The sequence below is a fragment of the Pseudophaeobacter sp. A-200-2 genome (assembly GCF_041008815.1).
GTDB classification, from domain to species: domain Bacteria; phylum Pseudomonadota; class Alphaproteobacteria; order Rhodobacterales; family Rhodobacteraceae; genus Phycobacter; species Phycobacter gallaeciensis_A.
Map to the genome: position 1 here is coordinate 14,361 of NZ_JAXGFU010000004.1, position 22,417 is coordinate 36,777.

Sequence of the window (22,417 nt, forward strand, 5' to 3'; positions counted from 1 at the left end):
GCACAATCTGGCGGCGTTCGGGCAATTTGTTGCCCCGGCTCCGCTGCCACAACCGGCAGCGGGACCAGAGCCACCAAATGCGGATTACTTGGTGCCGAACATGCGGTCGCCGGCATCGCCAAGACCGGGCATGATATAGCCTTTTTCGTTCAGCTCGCGATCCAGCGAGGCAGTGACGATCGGCACATCCGGATGCGCCTCTTTCATGCGCGCAACGCCTTCCGGCGCGGCCAGGAGGCAAAGGAAACGGATGTTGTTGGCACCGGCCTCTTTCAAGAGGTCGATGGCCGCTGCCGAGGAGTTGCCGGTCGCCAGCATCGGATCGACGGCGATCACCAGACGGTCCTTAAGACCTTCGGGCGCCTTGAAGTAATATTGCACCGGCTGCAGGGTTTCCTCGTCGCGGTAGAGCCCCACGAATCCAACCCGGGCCGAAGGGATCAGTTCCAGTACGCCATCCAGCATGCCGTTGCCCGCCCGCAGGATCGACACCAGCGCCAATTTCTTGCCCGCCAAGATCGGCGCTTCCATTTCCTCCATCGGGGTGTCGATGGTGGTGGTGGTCAGCGGCATTTCGCGAGTGATCTCATAGGCCAGAAGCTGGGTGATCTCGCGCAGCAGACGCCGGAACCCGGCAGTCGATGTGCCCTTGTCCCGCATCAGGGTCAGTTTGTGCTGGACCAGCGGATGATCAACAACGGTCAGATGTTCGGACATATCGGCACTCTCCTGCGAATAAATTTGGTCTCTCTTATGCGCCCTTGCCCGGTGCAGGCAAGCCGGATTGCCCATTCCGCTACAGAAAGCTGCGCCCCGGGCCGCTGCTGGCCACGCCCAGATGCCGCGCAACCGAGACACCGACATCGGCAAAGGCCAGCGCGCCCAGCGATCCGGCGCCCGGTGCCTGACCTAGTGTCTGGCCCGGCGCGGCCACCAGAACCGGCACTTGTTCACGGGTGTGGTCGGTCCCCGGCCAGCTGGGATCATTGCCATGATCTGCGGTCAGCACCAGAATATCCCCGACCCGCAACCGTGGCAGGATCTTTCCGATTTCATGGTCGAACCATTCCAGTGCCCGGGCATAGCCCGAAATATCGCGCCGGTGACCGTAAAGACTGTCGAACTCCACAAAGTTGGCAAAGGTCAGACTGCCTTCCTCTGCCGTCTCCACCGCCTCGGCCAGATGCTGCATCAATTCGGCGTCGGGGCCTTTCTTCAGGGTATCGATGCCGCTCATGGTGAAGATATCGCCGATCTTGCCGATGGCGTGGACCTTCTGCCCGGCGTCCTGCACCCAGTTGGTCAGCAGCTTTGCCGGGGGCGTGATCGCAAAATCCCGCCGGTTGGAGGTGCGAGTAAATCCACTCTCTGGCGCGCCTACAAACGGGCGCGCGATCACCCGGCCCACCTTCATCGCATGCAGGCGCGGCGCCACCGCTTGGCACAGGTCCAGAAGACGATTGAGGCCAAAGCTCTCTTCATGCGCAGCGATCTGAAAGACGCTGTCGGCAGAGGTATAGCAGATCGGGGCACCGGTCCTCATATGCTCGGCCCCGTGACGGGCAATGATATCGGTGCCCGAGGCGTGACAATCGCCCAAAATCCCCGGCGCCCCCGCAGCCTCTGCGACAAAGGCGCTGAGAGCTGCCGGAAAGGCAGGTGTCTCGTCTGGAAAGAAATGCCAGTTCCATGGCACCGGAAGGCCTGCCAGCTCCCAATGGCCCGAAGGCGTATCCTTGCCTGGGCTGATTTCAGCGGCGCAGCCCCACAGCCCCTCAGGTTCAGCGGTCAACCCCGGAAACGGCACAGCAGATGCCAGCCGCATGGCCGCCCCCAGTCCCAGCCGGTCCAGATTGGGCAGATGCAGCGGGCCACTGCGCCCGTCCTCGGCGCGGCCCTCGGTGCAAGCCTGCGCGATATGGGCCAGCGTGTTGGCACCCAGGTCCGGCAGGTCACCGTTGTAAAAGCGATCCGCATCCGGCGCACCGCCGATTCCAACGGAATCCATCACCACCAGAAAGGCGCGCGCCATCAGATGATCCTTTCGTGAATGAGCGGCGGCAACTTCGGCGCCGCGTCTGCGATGGTGATCGCCGCCAGAACCTCCTGCGCGGCGCGGTCGGCGGCGTCTTCCCGGGCGGCATGAATGCGCACCAGCGGCGTTCCGCGTGCAACGCGCGCGCCCAGCGGCAACAAATCTGACAGGCCGACAGCAGGATCGACAAGATCGCTTTCGACCATGCGCCCGCCGCCAAGGCCAACCACGCAAAGGCCCAGCGCCTCACCGTCGATGGCCGAGATATAGCCGGCCTGCGGCGCGGTCACTTCGCGGATGACGCTGGCTTCAGGCAAAACGCTCTGCCAGTCGCAGGCAAAGCCCTGCGGCCCGCCCATTGCGGCCACCATGGCTTCGAACCGGGCGGCGGCCCGGCCATCGGTCAATACCGCCGACAGGCGCGCGGCGGCCTCTTCCGGAGTTTTTTCCAGCCCCGCCTGCACGAGCAGCACCGCCCCAAGTGCGATGGTGATCTCAGCCAGCGGCCCGGAGGTCTCGCCGGTCAGCACGCGCATCACCTCAGCCACCTCTAGCGCATTGCCCAGAGCGGGCGCCAAGGGCTGGTTCATATCGGTGATCAGCGCCGAGGTCGGGCAGCCTGCCGCATTGGCGGTGTCCACCAGCGAACGCGCCAGCGCGCGGGCATCCTCGTCAGATTTCATGAAGGCGCCCGAGCCTGTCTTTACGTCGAGCACCAGCGCATCGGGGCTGGCGGCCAGTTTCTTGGACAGGATCGAAGCGGTGATCAGATCCAGGCTTTCGACCGTGGCCGTCACATCGCGGATCGCATAGAGCCGTTTATCTGCGGGGGCGATCTGCGCGGTTGCCCCGACGATGGCACAGCCGACATCGCGCATCAGACCGTCCAGTCGATCCTCGGACACTGAGGTGGTAACGCCGGGGATGGCCTCCATCTTGTCCAGCGTTCCGCCGGTATGGCCCAGGCCCCGCCCCGAGATCATCGGCACATAGGCGCCGCATTCCGCCAGCGCGGGCGCCAGCAAGAGCGATACACAGTCACCGACACCACCAGTGGAATGCTTGTCCAGCACCGGCCCATCCAGATCCCAGCTCAGCACATCACCGCTGTCGCGCATGGCAAGCGTCAGCGCGCGGCGGCCATCCGTACTCAGCCCCTGCAGACAGACCGCCATGGCAAAGGCCCCGGCCTGGGCATCGCTGACCGTACCATCGGCAAGCCCCTGGGCAAACCAGCGCAGATCGGCGTCACCCGGGGTCTCTCCCCGGCGCAGGGCAGCATTGATCGCACGGGCATCCATTTGGGGTCAGGCCCCGGCCATGTGGCTGGCACCAAAGGCACCGGGCAACAGATCGGCAATAGTGGCGTGCCGCTCGGCGCCTGCGGTGGTTCCCATGGTCACAGGCACATCTCCGCCGCCGAATTCAGCCAGTTTCTGACGGCATCCGCCGCAGGGCGGCACCGGGTCGGGACTGTCGGCGATCACATAGACCTCTGCCAGCTGCGTCTCGCCCGCTGCCACCATGGCGGCAATCGCCCCGGCCTCGGCGCAGGTGCCTTCAGGATAGGCGACATTCTCTACGTTGCAGCCCACGTAGACCGTGCCCGAGGCCGCGCGAATGGCGGCCCCGACCTTGAAGTTGGAATAGGGCGCGTGCGCGTTCTCACGCACGGCAATGGCTGCTTCCTTCAGACTCATGCTTCCTCCAGCTTTGTGTTGAAGGTACCCGGCAGGCTGACCTCAAGCAATTCCAGATCCGCTGAGCCATCGCTGAGCCGCGTTTTCATGCCGGGCGGAATGACGAAGGCATCGCCTGCTTCCAGCTCATAAGGATCACGCCCTTCCCCGTGCAGGGTAACGCTGCCCTCCATCACGAAGGTAAAGAGGATGTCGGTGTCGTGGCTGGCCCAGGGGCTGTTGCCCGCCTCTGCACCCTCGGCGCGGCGTACCACCTGAACCGAGGCGACGCCCTTGGTGTTGTCGTTGATGGTGGTGTCGCGGCAGACAAAACCCGGCAGACGGAAAGGAACCCAGTCTGCGCCCGCTGCCTGATTGTATACAAACCGCTGGCCCTGCCATTCGCGATCAGGGCGGTAATGCGGGGTCGGCAGGGTCATCTGGTGGTCGATCTCGGTCACATGTTCCGCCGGAACGCCGATCTCGATCACCTGCACGTTGTCGCTTGCCTCCAGCACGCGGTGACGGATTTCAGGCGGCTGGATAAAACAATCGCCCGCCGTCAGGCGCATCTTCTCGCCCTGATCCTCATAGACCACATCGACCCAGCCGTGGATGCAGAAAATCAGCTGAAAGCCGACCCGGTGGAAATGCACCATATCCGGCACTGGCCCGCCATCGGGGATGCGGATGTGGCTGGCGATGATCGAGCCGCCCAAGCGGTCCGGCACCAGATCACGGTAATGCATGCCCGCGCGCCCGATGATCCAGGGCGCCTGATCCTTCAGCCTACGCACCACGAAGGAATGCACCGTGTCCGGCATCACAATTGGTTGATGACGCTCTTCGATTTCGATTTTGGTGCCGTTCGGGGCGGTCAGACTACGCGCCCCGCCCGCGAATCCCTCGGGGTCTTCGGTCAGAATGCGCAGGGTTCCGGGGCTCTCGGGGGCCCCCCGTTCGATACGCAGCCGCAGGCCATGCCCTGAGAAGACACCGATGCGCGGATCGTCCGCCGGATAGATCATATCCAGCTTCATTCCCAAGGTTTTAGTATAAAACGGAATATCGTCGCGTAGCTCCTGCGTGGGCAGGCGCATTTCTGCGATGGTCTCGGCCATCTCTCTTCTCCCTCAGACGGTCTGGTGCGGTTCTGCCCGGCAGAGTGATCCGATTGGATAAAATATGCAAGGATCCGCCCGCCGCCGAGCCCCCCCCGAAAACCCTGTTCCCCTCCGGCACAATATAGTTTAACGCTAAACTATCAGTTTTGGAGGGCCCCATGTCCGATACCCCGAACCTGCGCGACGCCGCGCTGCGCTATCACGAATTCCCCCGCCCCGGTAAGCTGGAGATCCGTGCGACCAAACCGATGGCCAATGGCCGCGATCTGGCGCGGGCCTACTCCCCCGGCGTCGCCGAGGCCTGCCTTGAGATCAAAGCAGAGGCAGGCACCGCCGCGCGCTATACCTCGCGCGGCAACCTGGTGGCGGTTGTTACCAACGGCACCGCGGTTCTAGGGCTGGGCAATATCGGCCCGCTCGCCTCGAAACCGGTGATGGAAGGCAAGGCGGTCCTGTTCAAGAATTTCGCCGGCATCGACTGTTTCGACCTGGAGCTGAACGAAAGCAATCCGGAGAAGCTGGCCGATCTGGTCTGCGCGCTGGAACCGACATTCGGCGCCATCAACCTGGAAGACATCAAGGCGCCCGATTGCTTCATCGTCGAGAAGATCTGCCGCGAGCGGATGGGCATTCCGGTGTTCCACGACGACCAGCACGGCACCGCAATCGTGGTGGGGGCCGCCGCCCGCAACGCGCTGCATGTGGCAAAGAAATCCTTCGAGGACATCAAGGTCGTCTCGACTGGCGGCGGCGCAGCGGGCATTGCCTGTCTCAACATGCTGATAAAACTGGGCGTCAAACGGGAAAACATCTGGCTCTGTGACCTTCATGGTCTGGTCTACGAAGGCCGCACCGAAGACATGAACCCGATGAAAGCCGCCTTTGCCCAGAAAACCGATCTGCGCACACTGGAGGATGTGATCGACGGCGCCGATCTGTTCCTCGGCCTCTCCGGTCCCAATGTTCTGAAACCGGATCACGTCGCCCAGATGGCCAAGCGATCGATTATCTTTGCCCTTGCCAACCCGACGCCGGAAATCATGCCCGATGAGGCCCGCAAGGTGGCGCCCGATGCCATCATCGCCACCGGGCGCAGCGATTTCCCCAATCAGGTCAACAACGTCCTGTGTTTCCCGTTCATCTTCCGCGGCGCGCTGGACGTCGGCGCGACTGAGATCAACGACGAAATGCAGATCGCCTGCGTCGAAGGCATCGCGGAACTGGCGCGCCGGACCACCTCGGCCGAGGCGGCAGCGGCCTATCAGGGCGAACAGCTGACATTCGGCGCCGACTATCTGATCCCGAAACCCTTTGATCCGCGCCTTGTGGGGGTTGTCTCCTCTGCCGTGGCCAGCGCCGCCATGAAAAGCGGCGTTGCCACCCGCCCGATCGCGGATCTGACCGCCTATCGCGCCCAACTGAACCAGACCGTGTTCAAATCGGCACTGTTGATGAAACCGGTGTTCGAAGCCGCCCGCGCTGCCGCCCGCCGCATCGTCTTTGCCGAGGGCGAGGATGAACGGGTGCTGCGCGCCGCGCAGGAGGTACTGGAAGAGACCACCGAAACCCCGATCCTGATCGGCCGCCCCGATGTGATCGAGGCACGCTGCGAGAAGATGGGCCTGCGCATCCGACCCGGCAGCGATTTCCAGATCGTCAACCCGGAGAACGATCCGCGCTATTACGATTACTGGAACAGCTATCACAAGCTGATGCAGCGCAAGGGCGTGACCCCGGATCTGGCCAAGGCGATCATGCGCACAAATACCACCGCCATCGGCGCCATCATGGTGCACCGCGGCGAGGCGGACAGCCTGATCTGCGGCACCTTTGGCGAATACCGCTGGCACCTTAACTATGTGACCCAGGTTCTGGGCGGCGGCACCTATGCACCGCATGGCGCGCTGTCGATGATGATCCTTGAGGACGGCCCGCTGTTCATCGCCGACACCCAGGTGCGGATCGAACCCACCCCCGAGCAGATCGCCCAGACCGTAATGGGCGCCGCCCGCCACGTGCGCCGCTTTGGTCTGGAGCCCAAAATTGCCCTGTGCTCGCAATCTCAGTTCGGCAATATCGATTGCGACACCGGTGCCCGGCTGCGCGACGCCATAGACATTCTGGACGATAAGCCACGCGATTTCATCTACGAAGGCGAAATGAACATCGACACCGCGCTGGATCCTGAGTTGCGCGGGCGGATCTTCCCCAATTCCCGGCTGGAAGGCGCGGCCAATGTGCTGGTCTTTGCCCATGCGGATGCTGCCAGTGGCGTGCGCAACATCCTGAAAATGCGCTCAGACGGGCTGGAGGTCGGCCCCATCCTGATGGGCATGGGCAACCGCGCCCATATCGTCAGCCCGTCGATCACCGCACGGGGGCTTTTGAACATGGCGGCAATTGCGGGTACGCCCGTCGCCCACTACGGCTGATAGCGACCAATTTAGCGCGCTTGCGCGCCGCCCCCCGGTGAGCGGCGCGCCAGTGCCGTCACGTCAGATGCGGAGCCTGCGCTCTGCCCCGCATATGAATTGCTGAATATAAACACAAAAGTAACCCCCGACACTTAGCAAGACATTGGTATGGCCCGTGCCAAGCAGTATTGACGCGGGCTGGTCACAGGAGGCGGTTCAGGACGTAACAGGTCCGGAATTGTCCGGCGCAAGGCAGGATCTGCCAAGGCGCAGTGCGAAGGTTGGACGAGGTGACGGAACAGTTTCCGCAACATAGCCCAGAAGGAGACGGTGGAGCCGCCGGAGCCGAAAGGGACTGTCAAGCGCAGGAACAGCGGATCGGGCTGAGCCTCCTTAAGCACGCCTATCGCAACCATCTGTCCAATCTCTTCGTGAACGTCGCCTGCGTCCTCGGCGTCTACGCCCAGTTCCAGTACACGGGGCAAGGCAGTACCTTGGTCGATACTCTGACCGCCTGTCTGCTGACGCTATCCATTGGCCGGACGATCCTGGCAGCGCGGGACGAAAGGCACCTATCGCAGGAAACCGATCCTGGCTCATCTCTGGCAGTTGGTGCCAGTCGGCGTTATTTCCTCGGCACATTTCTTGGCAGTCTGATCTGGGGAGGCCTACTGCATGCTGCCCTGCAAAGCGGCAATCAGGACCTGAAGTATTTCACCGTCATCGTCGTCTCTGCCATGGCCTCCGGGGCGACCGGGGTGCTCGCGCCGATGGCAAACACGGGCCGTATCTATATCGCCACCCTGCTGACGCTGATCATTGCTGAACTGTGCCTGCAGCCTGTGCCGGAATTCGCTCTCGCCACTTTGGTTGCCGTCTTCATGGCCGTCATGTTGGTCACCCACCAACGCAACTACAATATCCTACGCCATTCGATCCGCCTGCAACTGCGCAATCACGAACTGGTGCAGGACCTGCGCGTCCAGCAGGAAGCCCTGACCGAACTCAATGCAACGCTGGAAGACCGGGTCAAGAAACGCACCCGAGACCTGAAACGGCTGGCGGAACATGACAGCTTGACCCAGCTGTATAATCGCCGTGGCATCATTCAATGGGTGGAGGATCAGCAGCCCAGTATTCCTGACGGATATGCATTTGTGGTGATCTTCATCGATCTGGACCGGTTCAAGCAGATCAACGACGGCATGGGCCATGCCACCGGGGACTGCGCCCTTGCAGAAATCGGCGAACGTCTGGCTGACGCCGCGCCGGAACACGCGGCCTTCTGCCGTTGGGGCGGAGACGAATTCGTAGGATTGGTTGCCGTGCCTGAAGAGCGCTGCATCGACATCGGCTATGAATTCACCGAACAACTGCGCGCCATTATCGAAAAGCCCATCATCTTCTCCAGCCAGGAGGTCACCGTGGGGTTCAGCGCCGGTCTCGCCGTCTCGCGCCCCCGTCCGGTCGCCGTCAGCGAGGCGATCAGATCTGCGGATCTGGCCGCCGGAGAGATCAAGCGGACCGGACGCGGCAACACGCTGCTGTTCTCCAAAGAGCTGGTTGAAGAAAAAGAGCGCCACCTGATCATTGCCCAGCGCCTGAAACACGCGGTGCCTGCCAATGAAATGCACTTGGCCTTTCAACCGCTCGTGCATGCGGATGATTTCTCGTTGCATTCCTACGAGGTTCTGCTGCGCTGGGACAATCCGATCCTTGGCCGTGTCAGCCCGGAAGAGTTCATTCCCATCGCCGAAGACATCGGCGAGATCGTCCGCATCGGCGAATATGTACTGGATACGGCACTCTCGACCTACACCGAAGAACTTGGACGCGATTCACATGTGAAACTGGCGCTCAATATCTCGCTGCGGCAGCTGGTTGTGCCCGGGTTCGCAGACTTCATTCTGGGTTACCTTGAAAAATACGGCCTGTCCGCCCGATCGCTGATCCTTGAGGTGACAGAAACGATTTTTGACGCCCGGAATCAAAACCAGATCATCGCGGTTCTAAATGCACTGCACGCCAAGGGCATCGAAGTTCACATCGACGATTTCGGCACCGGCTATTCCTCGCTGTCACGCTTGCACGAAATGCCTATTTCGGCGCTTAAGATCGACAAATCCTTTGTTCAGCAGATCGACGATCAACGCTGCGCCATCATCGAAGGCAGCGTCATGATTGCTGAACGGTTCGGTGTGCATACCGTGGCCGAAGGGGTAGAAACCGTTGAACAGGCCCGCCTGCTCCACGCCATCGGCGTCACCTATCTGCAGGGCTACCTCTTTGGTAAACCCAAGCCCCATTTTGCCGAAGTGACAGTGCACTCCGACTTCCTGCTCTGGACCAAGGACAAACAGTCCCGCGCTTCCTAGATCCCGGCGCTCCGGCGGGAAAGTATCACTTCTCAGCCTTCTTTTCCCAGCGCCCGCTTTCTTCGGACCAGTATTGCGCCGAACAGCCTGCATCGGTCAGGGTTTTCCACTGCACGCGGGCATGCTGCACCGCCTCGGGGTCGGTACCATCAAACAGGATACAGACGCGCTCCAGCGCCTGCACCTCTTCTGGTGAAACCGCTGCCCCATCCACCGCCATGACGCAGCTGGGCGTGTTTGCCGCCTCGGCTTCGGTGGTCAGCAGGATAGGCTGCAACGCATCATGCGGACCGCCCGCCAGCCCGTGCGGCAGGAAGGCGTCATCGCCCCCCAGCCACAGGCGTTCATCCAGCCAGGCCATGCGATCCGGGCTTTGGCCCCGCACAGCAATACGCCAGCCTGCGCCGCGCGCCTTATCCAGCAGCACCGGCAGCGTATCCTGCAGTGGCCTGCGCGTCAGATGATAGAAATAGGCGGCCCCCATGGCTGTGTCATTCGGCCTCGAACCGATCCTGCACCAGCCGGTTCAGCGCCATGACGCCCCAGCCCGTCGCCCCTTTGGGTGCATAGGCGGTTTCGGTCTTAACCGAGGCGACGCCCGCGATATCCAGATGGATCCACGGCATGCCGTCCTGAATGAACCGTTGCAGGAACTGAGCGGCGGTGATCGAACCTGCAGGACGGCCGCCGACGTTTTTCATATCGGCAATGCGCGATTTCAGCTGATCATCATAGGCTTGCCCCAGAGGCAGACGCCATGCGCCTTCATCCTCGGCTGCGGCGGATTTCAGGAAACCATTGCACAGACTGTCATCATTGGAGAAGACGCCAGCGTTTTCGTGGCCAAGACCGATGATGATCGCACCCGTCAGGGTAGCCAGATCGATCACGCCCGCCGGTTTGAACCGCTCCTGCGCGTACCAGAGTACATCGCACAGAACCAGACGACCTTCGGCATCGGTATTGATGACCTCAACCGTATCGCCCTTCATCGTCTTCACCACATCGCCGGGCCGGGTGGCGTTGCCCGATGGCATATTCTCGACCAGACCAACCAGACCCACCACATTGGCCTTTGCCTTGCGCAGGGCCAGCGCCTTCATGGTACCGGTCACAACACCGGCGCCGCCCATATCCATGGTCATGTCTTCCATGCCTGCAGCCGGTTTCAGCGAGATACCACCAGTGTCAAACACAACGCCCTTACCAACCAGCGCCAGCGGCGCGGCATCGCTCGGGCCGCCCTTCCATTGCATGACGGCGACTTTGGACGGGCTGTCCGATCCCTGCCCCACCGACAGAAGGCAATGCATGCCCAGCTCTGCAAGCGCTGCCTCGTCGAGGATCTCGACCTCAAGACCGATGTCGGAAAGCTCTTCGATCCGGCGCGCGAACTCGGTGGTGGTCAGCACGTTCGCCGGCTCGTTGATCAGATCGCGGGTCATATGCACGCCTTCAGCCACCGCCAGGAGCGGAGCGAAAGCCGTCGCCATCTCTTCCGGTGATTTATGCGCGATCACCACTTCCCCCTTCGGTGCCTCATCGGCAGCGGTCTTGTGCTGATCAAACCCATAGGCCCGCAGCGCCAGCCCCAGCGCCAGATCTGCCGCCCGAGGCATCGGACCCGCCATAACGGTAAGCGCCTTGCCGCCTGCGCGTTTTGCCAGTTCAGCGCCGGCCTTTCGGGCCTCGGTCTGGCTGGCGCGTTTGGGCAGCACCAGTACATGCAGTGCCTCAGCGGCCAAACCCGCAGGCCAGGCCATGGTGATCACCGAGCCGGTTTTTACCTTCTTGAACCCTTCCGATTCGATCAGCCGGGCAATGCCACCCTTGCCCAGACGGTTGGCGGTACGCGCCGCCTGATCCATTGTCCCCTCCGGCGTCACCAGAACCGCGACATGGCCAGTCATTTCGGCCAGGGTCTTGGGATCATAGTCATCAAAACGGATCGGGGTCAGAGTGCTCATCGCATGGGCTCCTGTCGGTCTTTTACATGGTTTTGCAACAGCTACCCTGTGCTTGACGGCTTGACCAGCCCTGCGGAATGCACGCCGCGCCCGGCTTTGATCATTGCCTGTCGGCTGTGCAGATTGCAGTTTTCCCCGCCGGACAAATCCTTTAAGCTGCGGCGCAATCACAACCGCAAGATCTGGGGGGATCAGGTGTCACGCTACGACAGATATGTGCTGTCGCAATACCTGCTGTTCTTCGGCTTCTTTGCGCTCATCCTTGTAGCTGTATTCTGGGTGAACCGGGCCGTGGTGCTGTTCGACCGGCTGATCGGAGACGGGCAGTCGGCGCTGGTCTTCCTGGAATTCACCGCCCTGACGCTGCCGAATCTGATCCGCATGGTGCTGCCAGTCGCCGCTTTTGCCGCCTCGGTCTGGGTGACCAACCGGCTGCACAATGAAAGCGAGCTGACCGTGCTGCGCGCGACGGGAACCAGCCCTTGGCAAATGGCCCGCCCGGCGCTGGCTTTTGGCATCATTACCGCTCTGATGATGTCAGTGCTGACGCATTTCCTGTTGCCGTCCTCGATCAACCAGCTTGCGCTGCGCGAACGGGAGGTGTCACGCAATGTCACAGCCCGCCTGCTGACCGAAGGTAAATTCCTGCACCCAGCCAAGGGGGTCACCTTCTACATCCGGCAAATCGACCCTGACGGCACTCTCAACGACGTGTTCCTTTCGGACCGGCGCGATCCGGAGCAATCGGTCACCTACACAGGCGCCCGCGCCTTTCTGGTGCGCGATGGCGACAAGGCCCACCTCATCATGGTAGATGGCATGGCGCAGCGGCTGGATCACAAGACCCAGACGATGTCGACCACCGTCTTTTCTGACTTTTCCTATGATATCAGCTCTCTGACTCAAAAGATTAGTCAAACGACCCGCAATATCCGCGCCATTTCCAGTCTTGAGCTTATGACCGCTAAAGAGGCGATCACCGACAGCGAAGGCTTTTCGCAGGGTGCCCTCACGGAAGAACTGCATCTGCGGTTTGCCCGGGCGCTGGTCTGCGTCACGGTCGCCCTGATTGGGTTTTCCGCGCTGATGTTGGGAACATTTTCGCGCTTTGGGGTCTGGCGGCAGGCGCTGATAGCCTTTGCGCTGCTGATCGGGGTCGAGGGCCTGCGCGGTATCGTCTCGGAACCCGTTCTGAAGAACCCCGATCTTTGGCCGCTGATTTATCTCCCCGCACTGAGCGGCCTTGCCATTGCGCTGCTGTTTCTGCATCTGGCCAGCCACCCTAGCCTGCTGCGCAGGCGTCGGCGGGCTGAACCGGGAGAGCAGCTGGCGTGAAACTCGATCTCTATTATGCGCGCAGATTTGCGCAGTGGTTCCTCGTTATCGCTGGCGTCCTAATGACGTTGGTGGTGCTGATCGATCTCAACGAGCAGATCCGCCGGTTTGACAGCCTCGACCTCGGCGCCGGTAAGTTGATCGGTCTGACACTGTTGAACGCCCCCGCCGCCTTTGACGAATTCCTGCCGCTTATCATGATCCTCAGCACCATCGTGCTGTTCGTTGGGCTCGCGCGCAGCAGTGAGCTGGTGGTGACCAGAGCCATCGGTCGCTCTGGCATTCGGGCGCTGGCCGCGCCGGTTCTGGTAGCCGCGCTGATCGGCATTCTAGCCCTCAGCACCCTGAACCCCATCGTCGCGGCGACGACCAACCGTTTCAAAACCCTTTCGGAAACCTATCGCAACGGCGGCCCCTCGGCGCTGTCGCTGTCCGGCGAGGGGCTGTGGCTACGTCAGGGTAGCCCGCAGGGGCAATCGGTGATTCACGCGTCGGGCTACGCGGGCGAGCAGCAAGACTCCAGCCTGGGAAACGGCGATGCCGACAGCATCAAACTGTTCGACATCACCATTCTCGACTACGCCCCCGGCGGCACACCAATCCGTCAGATCGTCGCCGAAAGCGCCCGGCTGCAGGGCGGCGACTGGCTGCTGACCAAGGCCAAGGTCTGGCCATTGGCCGCTGGATTGAACCCCGAAACCAGCTCGGCTGAGCACGAAGTGTTACTGGTGCCGACCACCCTGACCACCGACCGGATCCGCGACACGCTTGGCACCGCTGACGGGATCTCGGTTTATGACCTACCCGCCACCATACGCGATCTGGATGAAGCCGGGTTCTCCACCAAACGCTACGAGGTTTGGTATCAGGCCGAACTGGCCCGGCCGCTGTTCCTGGTGGCCATGGTGCTGGTCGGTGCGGCCTTTACCATGCGCCATGCCCGCTTTGGCGGCACAGGCCTGGCGGTACTCACTGCCGTCTTGCTGGGCTTTGGCCTTCATTTCATACGAAACTTTGCGCAGGTTCTTGGCGAGAACGGCCAGATCCCGGTGGCCTTGGCCGCTTGGGCTCCACCGGTCGCCGCGATTCTGCTGACTATGGGCCTGCTTTTGCATGCCGAGGACGGTTAATATGCGCCGCACCCTTTTGCTTTCCGTGCTGCTGCCGTGGCTGGGCCTGACCGTCCCCGTGCAAGCGCAGGACGCCAATGCCGCTGACGCGCCGCGACAGCCTGCAATGCTGGTTGCAGACCGGGTATTCATCGCCCCGGACCGGACGCTGGTTGCCAGCGGCCATGTCGAGGCCTTTCAGGGTGACGTCCGCCTCAAGGCACAAAAGATCACCTATGACCAAAGCAGCGGCACTCTGGAAATCGAGGGGCCGATCCGGATTGATCAGGGCGGCGAGATCGTCATTCTTGCCAATGCCGCCGAAATGGACCGGGACCTGCGGAATGGTCTTCTGAGCAGTGCGCGCATGGTGTTCCAACAGCAATTGCAGCTGGCCTCGCTGCAAATGACGCGAGTCAGCGGGCGCTATACGCAGCTGTACAAGACCGCCGTCACTTCGTGTCACGTCTGCGAGGACGGAAGCCCGCCGCTCTGGCAGATCCGGGCTGAACGCGTGACCCATGACCAGCTCGAACGCCAACTTTACTTCGAGAACGCCCAGCTGCGGGTTCTGGATGTGCCGGTGTTCTATTTCCCAGGAATCCGCCTGCCCGATCCGACGCTGAAGCGAGCCACCGGTTTCCTGATCCCCTCTTTGCGCACAACCTCGAACCTCGGCTCCGGGGTCAAAGTGCCGTATTTCTTCCGGCTTGGTGATCACCGGGACCTGACGCTGTCGCCCTATGTCTCGCGCAAGACCCGCACGCTGGAGGCACGCTACAGGCAGGCTTTCCGTACCGGCACGATTACATTCGAGGGCGCCCATACCCGCGATGACCTGCAACCCGGCGACAGTCGCGGCTATTTCTTCGGGACCGGCAGTTTCGATCTGCCCCATGATGTCCGCCTGGGGTTCGATGTAAAAACCGTCTCGGACGACGCCTATCTTGCCGACTACGGCCTCGACGATCTTGACCGGCTCCGCTCGGATCTGACGCTGACCAAGGCGCAACGCGACATGATGTTCAGGGCCGGTCTTTATCACTACAAGACCCTGCGCGACAGCGAACAGCAGGAGTTCATCCCCTCGGCCGTCGCCGATCTCACCTTCCAGCGCCGCTATTTCCCGCAGACTATCGGTGGCGAAATGCGCCTGACGCTGGAGGCCCATGGCCACCGTCGACAGTCGGATCAGACCAGTACCGGCGCCTTGCCGCTGGGCCGGGACATTGCCCGTGTGACCGCCGATATCGACTGGCGCCGTCAATGGCATTTCGCGAGCGGCTTGGTGGCCGAGTGGCAGGCCGGCGCTGCGACAGATGCGTTTTCGATCTACAACGACGCCAAGTTTGACAACACCGCAACCCGGCTGACGCCGCGCAGCGCCCTGACCCTGCGCCTGCCGATGAGCAAGGTCAGCGCCACCGGCAACCGCAGCTATCTGGAGCCCATCGTCCAGCTGGGCTGGAGCGATGTCACCGGCGATGCGGTGCCCGGCGACGAAAGCGGCTTTGTCGAATTCGATCAGGGTAATCTTCTGGCCCTGTCGCGCTTCCCCGCTGTCGATGCCCGCGAAGACGGGCTGACCCTAGTCTACGGGGTCAACTGGGCGCATTACGCGGTCAATGGATGGCAAGCCTTTGCCACCGTCGGACAAATCTTCCGGCAGGATGCCGAACCCCGCTTCACCAAAAGCTCGGGCCTCGGCGGCACCACGTCAGATATCCTGATGGCAGGGCAGCTGAAGCTGAGCCAGGATCTGTCGCTAACCACGCGCGGCCTACTGAACGGGTCGCTGAACTTTTCCAAGGCGGAATTCCGCGGCGATTGGCGCCACGAAAAGGGGTCGTTGTCAGGCACCTACCTGTGGCTTGGCACCGACCCGGCCGAAGGGCGCAGCGAAGAGACCTCGGAAATGTGGTTCGATGGCTCCTACGAGATTTCACCGGCCTGGCGCGCCAGCGCCAACCTGCGCTATGACATCTCTGATGCACAGGCCACGCGGGCAGGTATCGGCCTTGCCTACAGCAATGAATGCGTTACCGTCGACGTTTCGCTCAACCGGCGTTATACATCGACAACAAGTGTTGAGCCTTCGACCGATTTTGGGTTTACCATCGCGTTGAACGGGTTCTCCGTGAACAGCGGCAACAAAAAGTACAGGCGATCATGCAGCAATACCTGACCCTCCGGACTCCGGCCTCCCTGATCCATCGCGGCCTGCGGTTTGCGGCCAAGTCGGCCACGGCCCTGACGCTCTGCGCCGTTCTTCTGACGCCGGTGCCTGGCGCCGCGCAGGGGTTGTTCTCGCCTGCCATCACGGTCGATGACTCGGTCATTACATATTACGAACTCGAACAGCGCGCCCGTTTCATGGGGGTGCTGCGGGTTCCGGGCGACCTGATGAAGGCGGCCCGCAAGGAGCTGATCAATGACCGCCTGAAACTGGCGGCCATGGCTGAGGCTGGCATTGAGCCCAGCGAAGAAGAGATCACCGCAGGCATGACTGAACTGGCCGGGCGCGCCAACCTGTCGCTGAACGAATTCCTGTCGGCGCTGCAGGAAAGCGGCGTCGATCCGGAAACCGTGCGCGATTTCTCCCGCGTCGGGCTGGGCTGGCGTGATCTGGTCGGTGCCCGCTTCCTGTCACGCGCCCGCCCGACCGAGGCAGAGATCGACCGCGCCATGGGTCAGGCTGGCTCCGGCAGCGTTCAGGTTCTTCTGTCCGAGCTGATCCTGCCGATCAACGAACAAAACGCCGCACAGGTCGAGGATCTGGCGCGTCAGGTCTCGCAATTGCGCAGCTATGATTCCTTTTCCGCCGCCGCCAGCCAGTATTCCGCTGCCCAAAGCCGCGAACGTGGTGGCCAGCTGAACTGGATGCCGATCACCAAACTGCCGCCTCAGCTGCAAGAGGTCGTGCTGGCCCTCAGCCCCGGCGAGGTGACCGATCCGCTGCCGCTGCAAGGCGCGGTTGCCCTGTTCCAGATGCGCGATCTGCGCGAGGTCACAGGACGTGCGCAACGCTATGCCGCGATCGATTACGCTGCCTATTACCTGCCCGGAGGGCGCAGTGCCGAGACATTGGCCAAGGCGCAAAGCATCATCTCCCAGACAGATACCTGCGACGATCTTTATGGGGTGGCAAAGGGTCAGGATCCTTCGGTTCTGGATCGTGTCAGCCTGTCCCCGGCAGAGATTGACCGCGACATCGCGATCGAGCTTGCGAAACTCGATCCCGGCGAAACCTCGACCGCAGTGACGCGCAACAACGGAAATACATTGGTTCTGCTGCGCCTGTGTGGTCGTACGGCCGAACTCGGCGAAGGTGAAAGCCGCGAAACCGTCGCCAATGCCCTGACCGCGCAGCGGGTTGATTCCCTGTCCGAAAGCTATCTGGAACAGCTGCGCGCCGACGCCCAGATCAAAGAAAAATGACCCATACGCGCCCCGTCGCGATCAGCTGCGGCGAACCGGCCGGTATCGGCCCTGAAATCGCAGCAAAGGCCTGGGCTGAGCTGCGGACCAGCTCCCCCATGCTGTGGCTCGGTGATCCGCGCCACCTTCCTGCAGGCACGCCTTATCAGGAGGTTGCGCAGCCGCAGGATGCCGCAGCTATCTGCCCGCAGGCGCTGCCGGTGCTGAAGGTGCCTTTTGCCGGGGACGCCAATACCGGAACACCGGACCCACGCAATGCATCCGGTGTGATCGCCGCAATCGAAACCGCCGTATCGCTGGTGCGTGCAGGCGAGGCCTCGGCCATCTGCACCGCCCCCATTCACAAGAAGGCGCTGATCGACGGCGCGAGCTTTGCCTATCCCGGCCACACCGAATTCCTGGCCCATTTGGCAGGGCGCGACAGGGTGGTGATGATGCTGGCGAGCGACCAGCTGAGGGTGGTGCCGACAACCATCCATATTGCCCTCTCTGAGGTCCCCCGCGCCCTGACGCCGGATCTGCTGCGCGAAACCATCGCCATCACCGCCGAGGGCCTGCGGCGTCAGTTCGGCATTTCCAAGCCGCGCATCGCTGTTGCCGGGCTCAACCCGCATGCAGGTGAAGGCGGCGCCATGGGCCGCGAGGAGCTGGAGTGGATCGCGCCGCTAATCGCCGAGCTGCAATCGCCGGATATGACCCTGACTGGGCCGCATCCGGCGGATACCATGTTTCATGCTGCCGCCCGCGCCCGCTATGATGCGGCGGTCTGCATGTATCACGATCAGGCGCTGATCCCGATCAAGACGCTGGATTTCGACCGGGGCGTCAACGTCACCCTTGGCCTGCCGTTCATCCGCACCTCCCCGGATCATGGCACCGCTTTTGACATCGCCGGAACCGGTCGGGCGAACCCGTCGAGCATGATCGAAGCTCTGAAAATGGCGCAGCGCATGGCCTTGGCAACCTCTGGCTGAGCCTGCTCCCGCCAGCCTTTGCGCCTGCTGCCCCTTGCCTTGACCCGGTATTTCGCCGCATAGGAAGGGGATGAGCCAGATCGACACCCTCCCCCCCCTGCGCGAGGTCATCGCGACGCATCAGCTGTCCGCCCGCAAATCGCTGGGCCAGAACTTTCTGCTGGATCTCAACCTGACAGCAAAGATCGCCCGCCAGGCCGGCGACCTTACTGGTTGTGATGTGCTTGAGATCGGGCCTGGCCCTGGTGGCCTGACCCGTGGGCTTCTGGCCGAGGGCGCGCGCCGGGTGCTGGCGGTGGAAAAGGACAGCCGCTGCCTGCCGGTGCTGGAGGAGATCGCAGACGCCTATCCGGACCGTTTGCAGGTGATCAATGGCGACGCGCTTGAAATTGACCCGCTGCAATACCTGACACCGCCGGTGCGGGTGGTAGCCAACCTGCCCTACAACGTCGGTACCGAATTGCTGGTGCGCTGGCTTACGCCAAAAGACTGGCCGCCGTTCTGGCAAAGCCTGACGTTGATGTTCCAACGCGAGGTGGCCGAACGCATCGTGGCGCAGCCCGGCTCCAAGGCCTATGGGCGGCTCGCCATTCTGGCGCAATGGCGTGCCAAGGCGCAGATCGTACTGTCGCTGCCGCCAGGCGCCTTTACCCCGCCGCCGAAGGTGAGCAGCGCCGTGGTACATCTGGAGGCGCTACCCGAACCGCGCTACCCGGCGGATGCGGCGACCCTGTCGCGTGTTGTGGCTGCGGCCTTCAACCAGCGCCGAAAAATGCTGCGTGCAAGCCTTAAAGGGGTGTCCCCGGATATCGAAGCGCACCTGGAGGCAGCAGGCATCCCCCCAACAGAACGCGCCGAGCAGGTCAGCCTGGAAGCCTTCTGCGCGCTGGCCCGCAGCCTGAAGCCAGTCGGGTAAGACGCCGCCCCTGCGGCAACGCACTCATTTGACGGTGCTCCAAACCTGTAGCCCAGAGCAAAAGAAAAACCCCGGCCCGCCATCGGCGACCGGGGTTCTCTATTTCGTTCGCAAAAGACCTGAACCACAGGGTGGACGCAGGAACGGGACACATCTGCCCCAATCCCATTGCAGCCCTTACTCAGCTGCTTCCGGAGTGTCTTCTGACGGTTTGGGCTTGGAGCGGCTGCGCGTGGGCTTCTTGGCCGGTTTCTTGGCCTCATCCTCTTTGCCTTCCGCTGCGGCCGGTTCTGCGACCTCGCCTTGTGCCCCTTCGGGCGCCTTCTTGGCAGCGGGCTTGCGCGGCGCGCGGGGTTTGCGCGGCGCAGATTTCTTCGGCGCAGCCTCGGAACTCGCGCTTTCCGGTGTCTCAACCAGACCGCTGTCCTGATCCTGACCGCCAGCTTCGCGCGGGTCGATCACTTCGGGCTGCGGCGCATCGGCGGGATCAGCTGCGGGTTTGGCCTGAGCCGCTTCGCGTTCCTGACGCTCCATCCGCTCGGCGCGTTCGCGATCACGTTCGGCCTGGCGTTCGCGGTTCTGCCGCTCCTGCTCTTCACGGCGCGCGTCGATTTCCCGCTGCGCTTCGTTCAGAAGGCGCAGGTAATGCTCGGCATGCTGCTGAAAGTTTTCAGCCGCAACGCGGTCATTGCTCAGCTGCGCATCGCGAGCCAGCTGGTTGTACTTGTCTATGATCTGCTGCGGAGTTCCGCGCACCTTGCCCTCGGGACCAGAGCTGTCAAAGACACGATTGACAACATTGGCGCCATTTGCAGGGCGATTTCGGTTCGACTTGGAACGCGAACGTGATTTTGACGATCTCATATGCCTAACGTCAGCCTTGATTGTAAGCGTCGTAGACCCAATCGAGCGCGCCTCAGCGCCGGGTCATCGACATTTTTGGGCTTGGTGTCGCCGGGAGGAAAAACGCCCTCACCTTTGTGCGACAGTTTGAGTAACCACTTTAAGCGCCCCCACACAAGAGGCACAGCTTCTTTTTCGACCTTTTTTCTTTCTAAAGTGCGAATTTTCCCATTCGATCCGGCCTAGGCAGGCGCATTCCCGCAAACAACCCGGTCCCGTCCATCAAGATCGGGAAGAACCTGCACCGCCTCCAGCCCTGCCGAGTGGAACAGATCCGCGACATCCGCGCCCTGACTTGGGCCGATTTCGACAAGCAGCCGCCCCCCTGGCACAAGATGCTGCATGACACCGGCCAGAATACTGCGATAGGCGCCCAGACCATCGCCGCCATCGGTCAGGGCCATCTGCGGTTCATGGTCCAGAACCTCGGGGTCCAACGCCTCCATTTCAGACCGGGCGATATAGGGCGGGTTGGAAACGATCAGATCGAATGTCCCGCTCACGTTTTGCAACCAATCCGACTGGCGGATATCGGCGCGCTCCGCCACCCGGTGCAGCACCGCGTTGGCGCTGGCCTGCAGGCAGGCGGCCTCGCTGAGATCGACGCCCAGCCCAGAGGCATCCGGCTGTTCGGCGAGCAGCGTCACCAGAATGCAGCCCGACCCGGTGCCCAGATCCAGCACCCGCTTGAAGGGGCGCGACAGCGCGGCTTCGATCAGGGTTTCGGTTTCCGGGCGCGGGTCCAGAACCTCGCCCGAGACCTTGAAACGGCGACCGTAGAACTCCCGCTCGCCGATTAGATGCGACACAGGAACGCGCACGGCGCGCAGGGCCACAAGTTGCTCATACCGGTCGGCGATCTCAGAAGACAGCTCTTCCGGTGCTATCAGTGTAACACGACTCGCTTCGATTCGCGCGGCATGCGCCAAAAGAACCCGTGCATCGCGTGCAGGATCAGGCACCCCGGCCGCCCGCAGCCGCGATGCTGCGGCAGCCATGGCCTGCGCTGCGGTATTTCCCGAATGCGTCACGTCACTGCCCCAGTTCGGCCAGAAGACGCGCCTGATCATCGGCCGTCAGCGCGTCGATGATCTCATCCAGATCGCCCTGCATGATCTGATCCAGCTTATAGAGCGTCAGGTTGATCCGGTGATCCGACATCCGCCCCTGCGGGAAATTATAGGTCCTGATCCGCTCCGAGCGATCGCCCGAGCCGACCTGGCTGGCGCGGCTTTCCGAACGCTCGCTGTCGATGCGCTGACGCTCCAGATCATAAAGCCGCGTGCGCAGCACCTGCATGGCAATCTCGCGGTTGCGGTGCTGGGATTTTTCCGAGCTGGTGACAACCGTGCCGGTCGGCAAGTGGGTGATCCGCACCGCAGAATCCGTGGTGTTGACGTGCTGCCCCCCCGCGCCAGAGGACCGCATGGTGTCGATACGCAGATCGTTCGCATCAATTTTGATGTCGACGTCCTCGGCTTCGGGCAGGACCGCGACGGTGGCCGCCGAAGTGTGAATACGACCTCCGGATTCGGTGACGGGAACCCGCTGCACCCGGTGCACGCCGGATTCATACTTCAGCCGGGCAAAGACATTCTCACCCTTAATATGGGCCACGACTTCCTTGATGCCCCCTAGTTCGGTGGCCTGTTCTTCCAGGATCTCGAACTTCCAGCCGCGCGCCTCGGCATAGCGCTGATACATGCGGAGCAGATCCCCCGCAAAAAGCGCCGCCTCGTCGCCGCCGGTGCCGGGGCGGATTTCCAGGATCGCGGGCCGCGCGTCAGCCTTGTCCTTGGGCAGCAGCGACAGCTGCAGCTGATGTTCCGCTTCGGGCAGCGCCGCCTTCAGCGCCGGGATTTCCTCTTCGGCCAGTTCCTTCATATCGGGATCGGCCAGCATGACTTCGGCCTCGGCCAGATCCGCCACCAGCTTGCGATAGGCCTGCACCTGCTCAACCACCGGCTTCAGATCGGAATATTCCTTGGCCAGGGTCGCAATATCGCCGCCGCTGGCACCATCTGCCATCGCCGCTTCAAGGTATTGAAACCGTTGCAGGATCTGCTCCAGCCGATCTTCGGGTACCATCGGGAACGCCTATTTTGTTCTTGTCATACGGGCCATGGGCCGCCGGGGCGCTTTGGCGCG

At 62.3% G+C, this 22,417-nt stretch carries 18 protein-coding genes; 8 read left to right on the plus strand and 10 right to left on the minus strand.

The genetic code is table 11. The features are described 5' to 3' along the window. Positions 1–84 precede the first annotated feature (84 nt). The 5 genes from upp to SM766_RS07335 form a co-directional block, all read right to left on the minus strand. Positions 85–717: a uracil phosphoribosyltransferase gene (upp, locus tag SM766_RS07315; protein WP_065273288.1), complete on the minus strand. Its 633-nt coding sequence runs from the start codon at positions 715–717 to the stop codon at positions 85–87. Between the two features lie 79 nt (positions 718–796). Then, positions 797–2,032 (minus strand): phosphopentomutase, encoded by a 1,236-nt coding sequence (locus SM766_RS07320; protein WP_368947369.1) that lies wholly within the window; start codon positions 2,030–2,032, stop codon positions 797–799. Continuing rightward, entirely contained in the window at positions 2,032–3,336 is a 1,305-nt protein-coding gene (locus SM766_RS07325; protein WP_368947370.1) for a thymidine phosphorylase, read from the minus strand. Before SM766_RS07325 ends, SM766_RS07320 begins: the two co-directional genes overlap by 1 nt. A gap of 6 nt (positions 3,337–3,342) precedes the next feature. Further along, positions 3,343–3,735, minus strand: a complete 393-nt coding sequence (locus SM766_RS07330) for a cytidine deaminase (protein ID WP_368947371.1) — start codon at positions 3,733–3,735, stop codon at positions 3,343–3,345. Beyond that, complete coding sequence (locus SM766_RS07335) at positions 3,732–4,835, minus strand: cupin domain-containing protein (RefSeq protein WP_368947372.1); 1,104 nt, start codon at positions 4,833–4,835, stop codon at positions 3,732–3,734. Before SM766_RS07335 ends, SM766_RS07330 begins: the two co-directional genes overlap by 4 nt. Before the next feature lie 161 nt (positions 4,836–4,996). On the opposite strand from SM766_RS07335, the gene SM766_RS07340 reads away from it, so the two are divergent. Both SM766_RS07340 and SM766_RS07345 read left to right on the plus strand, forming a co-directional pair. After that, positions 4,997–7,270 (plus strand): NADP-dependent malic enzyme, encoded by a 2,274-nt coding sequence (locus SM766_RS07340; RefSeq protein WP_368947373.1) that lies wholly within the window; start codon positions 4,997–4,999, stop codon positions 7,268–7,270. A 272-nt stretch (positions 7,271–7,542) separates the two neighbouring features. Further along, complete coding sequence (locus SM766_RS07345; protein ID WP_368947374.1) at positions 7,543–9,627, plus strand: putative bifunctional diguanylate cyclase/phosphodiesterase; 2,085 nt, start codon at positions 7,543–7,545, stop codon at positions 9,625–9,627. Between the two features lie 25 nt (positions 9,628–9,652). Here SM766_RS07345 and SM766_RS07350 read toward each other — a convergent pair whose 3' ends face one another. Continuing rightward, positions 9,653–10,111 (minus strand): DNA polymerase III subunit chi, encoded by a 459-nt coding sequence (locus SM766_RS07350; RefSeq protein ID WP_065273281.1) that lies wholly within the window; start codon positions 10,109–10,111, stop codon positions 9,653–9,655. Between the two features lie 7 nt (positions 10,112–10,118). Further along, entirely contained in the window at positions 10,119–11,594 is a 1,476-nt protein-coding gene (locus tag SM766_RS07355) for a leucyl aminopeptidase (RefSeq protein WP_368947375.1), read from the minus strand. A 195-nt stretch (positions 11,595–11,789) separates the two neighbouring features. Between SM766_RS07355 and lptF the strand changes: the two genes are divergently transcribed. The 6 genes from lptF to rsmA all read left to right on the plus strand — a co-directional run bounded on the left by lptF (position 11,790) and on the right by rsmA (position 19,366). Next, complete coding sequence (lptF, locus tag SM766_RS07360) at positions 11,790–12,929, plus strand: LPS export ABC transporter permease LptF (protein ID WP_274868834.1); 1,140 nt, start codon at positions 11,790–11,792, stop codon at positions 12,927–12,929. Next, entirely contained in the window at positions 12,926–14,059 is a 1,134-nt protein-coding gene (gene lptG / locus SM766_RS07365; protein ID WP_065273279.1) for an LPS export ABC transporter permease LptG, read from the plus strand. Before lptF ends, lptG begins: the two co-directional genes overlap by 4 nt. Position 14,060: 1 nt before the next feature. Beyond that, positions 14,061–16,223 carry an LPS-assembly protein LptD gene (locus SM766_RS07370; protein WP_368947376.1) on the plus strand — a complete coding sequence of 721 codons (2,163 nt, stop codon included), beginning with the start codon at positions 14,061–14,063 and terminating at the stop codon, positions 16,221–16,223. Continuing rightward, positions 16,208–17,476, plus strand: a complete 1,269-nt coding sequence (locus SM766_RS07375; protein ID WP_368947377.1) for a peptidylprolyl isomerase — start codon at positions 16,208–16,210, stop codon at positions 17,474–17,476. Before SM766_RS07370 ends, SM766_RS07375 begins: the two co-directional genes overlap by 16 nt. Further along, complete coding sequence (pdxA, locus tag SM766_RS07380; protein ID WP_368947378.1) at positions 17,473–18,450, plus strand: 4-hydroxythreonine-4-phosphate dehydrogenase PdxA; 978 nt, start codon at positions 17,473–17,475, stop codon at positions 18,448–18,450. The genes SM766_RS07375 and pdxA overlap by 4 nt, the downstream gene beginning before the upstream one ends. Positions 18,451–18,520: 70 nt before the next feature. Then, the gene (rsmA, locus tag SM766_RS07385) at positions 18,521–19,366 is read left to right on the plus strand and encodes a 16S rRNA (adenine(1518)-N(6)/adenine(1519)-N(6))-dimethyltransferase RsmA (RefSeq protein WP_274828493.1); all 846 of its coding nucleotides are present in this window, start codon (positions 18,521–18,523) and stop codon (positions 19,364–19,366) included. Between the two features lie 177 nt (positions 19,367–19,543). Here rsmA and SM766_RS07390 read toward each other — a convergent pair whose 3' ends face one another. The 3 genes from SM766_RS07390 to prfA all read right to left on the minus strand — a co-directional run bounded on the left by SM766_RS07390 (position 19,544) and on the right by prfA (position 22,357). Further along, positions 19,544–20,230, minus strand: a complete 687-nt coding sequence (locus SM766_RS07390) for a DUF4167 domain-containing protein (protein ID WP_274828494.1) — start codon at positions 20,228–20,230, stop codon at positions 19,544–19,546. A 221-nt stretch (positions 20,231–20,451) separates the two neighbouring features. Next, on the minus strand, positions 20,452–21,339 hold the full coding sequence (gene prmC, locus SM766_RS07395) for a peptide chain release factor N(5)-glutamine methyltransferase (RefSeq protein WP_368947379.1): 888 nt from the start codon (positions 21,337–21,339) through the stop codon (positions 20,452–20,454). Beyond that, entirely contained in the window at positions 21,302–22,357 is a 1,056-nt protein-coding gene (prfA, locus tag SM766_RS07400) for a peptide chain release factor 1 (protein ID WP_368947380.1), read from the minus strand. Before prfA ends, prmC begins: the two co-directional genes overlap by 38 nt. Between the last annotated feature and the right edge of the window lie 60 nt (positions 22,358–22,417).

Coding starts and splice junctions, on each gene's coding strand:
- upp (WP_065273288.1), bottom strand. CDS start 717: ATGTCCGAACATCTGACCGTTGTTGATCATCCGCTGGTCCAGCACAAA.
- SM766_RS07320 (WP_368947369.1), bottom strand. CDS start 2,032: ATGGCGCGCGCCTTTCTGGTGGTGATGGATTCCGTTGGAATCGGCGGT.
- SM766_RS07325 (WP_368947370.1), bottom strand. CDS start 3,336: ATGGATGCCCGTGCGATCAATGCTGCCCTGCGCCGGGGAGAGACCCCG.
- SM766_RS07330 (WP_368947371.1), bottom strand. CDS start 3,735: ATGAGTCTGAAGGAAGCAGCCATTGCCGTGCGTGAGAACGCGCACGCG.
- SM766_RS07335 (WP_368947372.1), bottom strand. CDS start 4,835: ATGGCCGAGACCATCGCAGAAATGCGCCTGCCCACGCAGGAGCTACGC.
- SM766_RS07340 (WP_368947373.1), top strand. CDS start 4,997: ATGTCCGATACCCCGAACCTGCGCGACGCCGCGCTGCGCTATCACGAA.
- SM766_RS07350 (WP_065273281.1), bottom strand. CDS start 10,111: ATGGGGGCCGCCTATTTCTATCATCTGACGCGCAGGCCACTGCAGGAT.
- SM766_RS07355 (WP_368947375.1), bottom strand. CDS start 11,594: ATGAGCACTCTGACCCCGATCCGTTTTGATGACTATGATCCCAAGACC.
- SM766_RS07370 (WP_368947376.1), top strand. CDS start 14,061: ATGCGCCGCACCCTTTTGCTTTCCGTGCTGCTGCCGTGGCTGGGCCTG.
- SM766_RS07375 (WP_368947377.1), top strand. CDS start 16,208: ATGCAGCAATACCTGACCCTCCGGACTCCGGCCTCCCTGATCCATCGC.
- pdxA (WP_368947378.1), top strand. CDS start 17,473: ATGACCCATACGCGCCCCGTCGCGATCAGCTGCGGCGAACCGGCCGGT.
- rsmA (WP_274828493.1), top strand. CDS start 18,521: ATGAGCCAGATCGACACCCTCCCCCCCCTGCGCGAGGTCATCGCGACG.
- SM766_RS07390 (WP_274828494.1), bottom strand. CDS start 20,230: ATGAGATCGTCAAAATCACGTTCGCGTTCCAAGTCGAACCGAAATCGC.
- prmC (WP_368947379.1), bottom strand. CDS start 21,339: ATGATCAGGCGCGTCTTCTGGCCGAACTGGGGCAGTGACGTGACGCAT.
- prfA (WP_368947380.1), bottom strand. CDS start 22,357: ATGGTACCCGAAGATCGGCTGGAGCAGATCCTGCAACGGTTTCAATAC.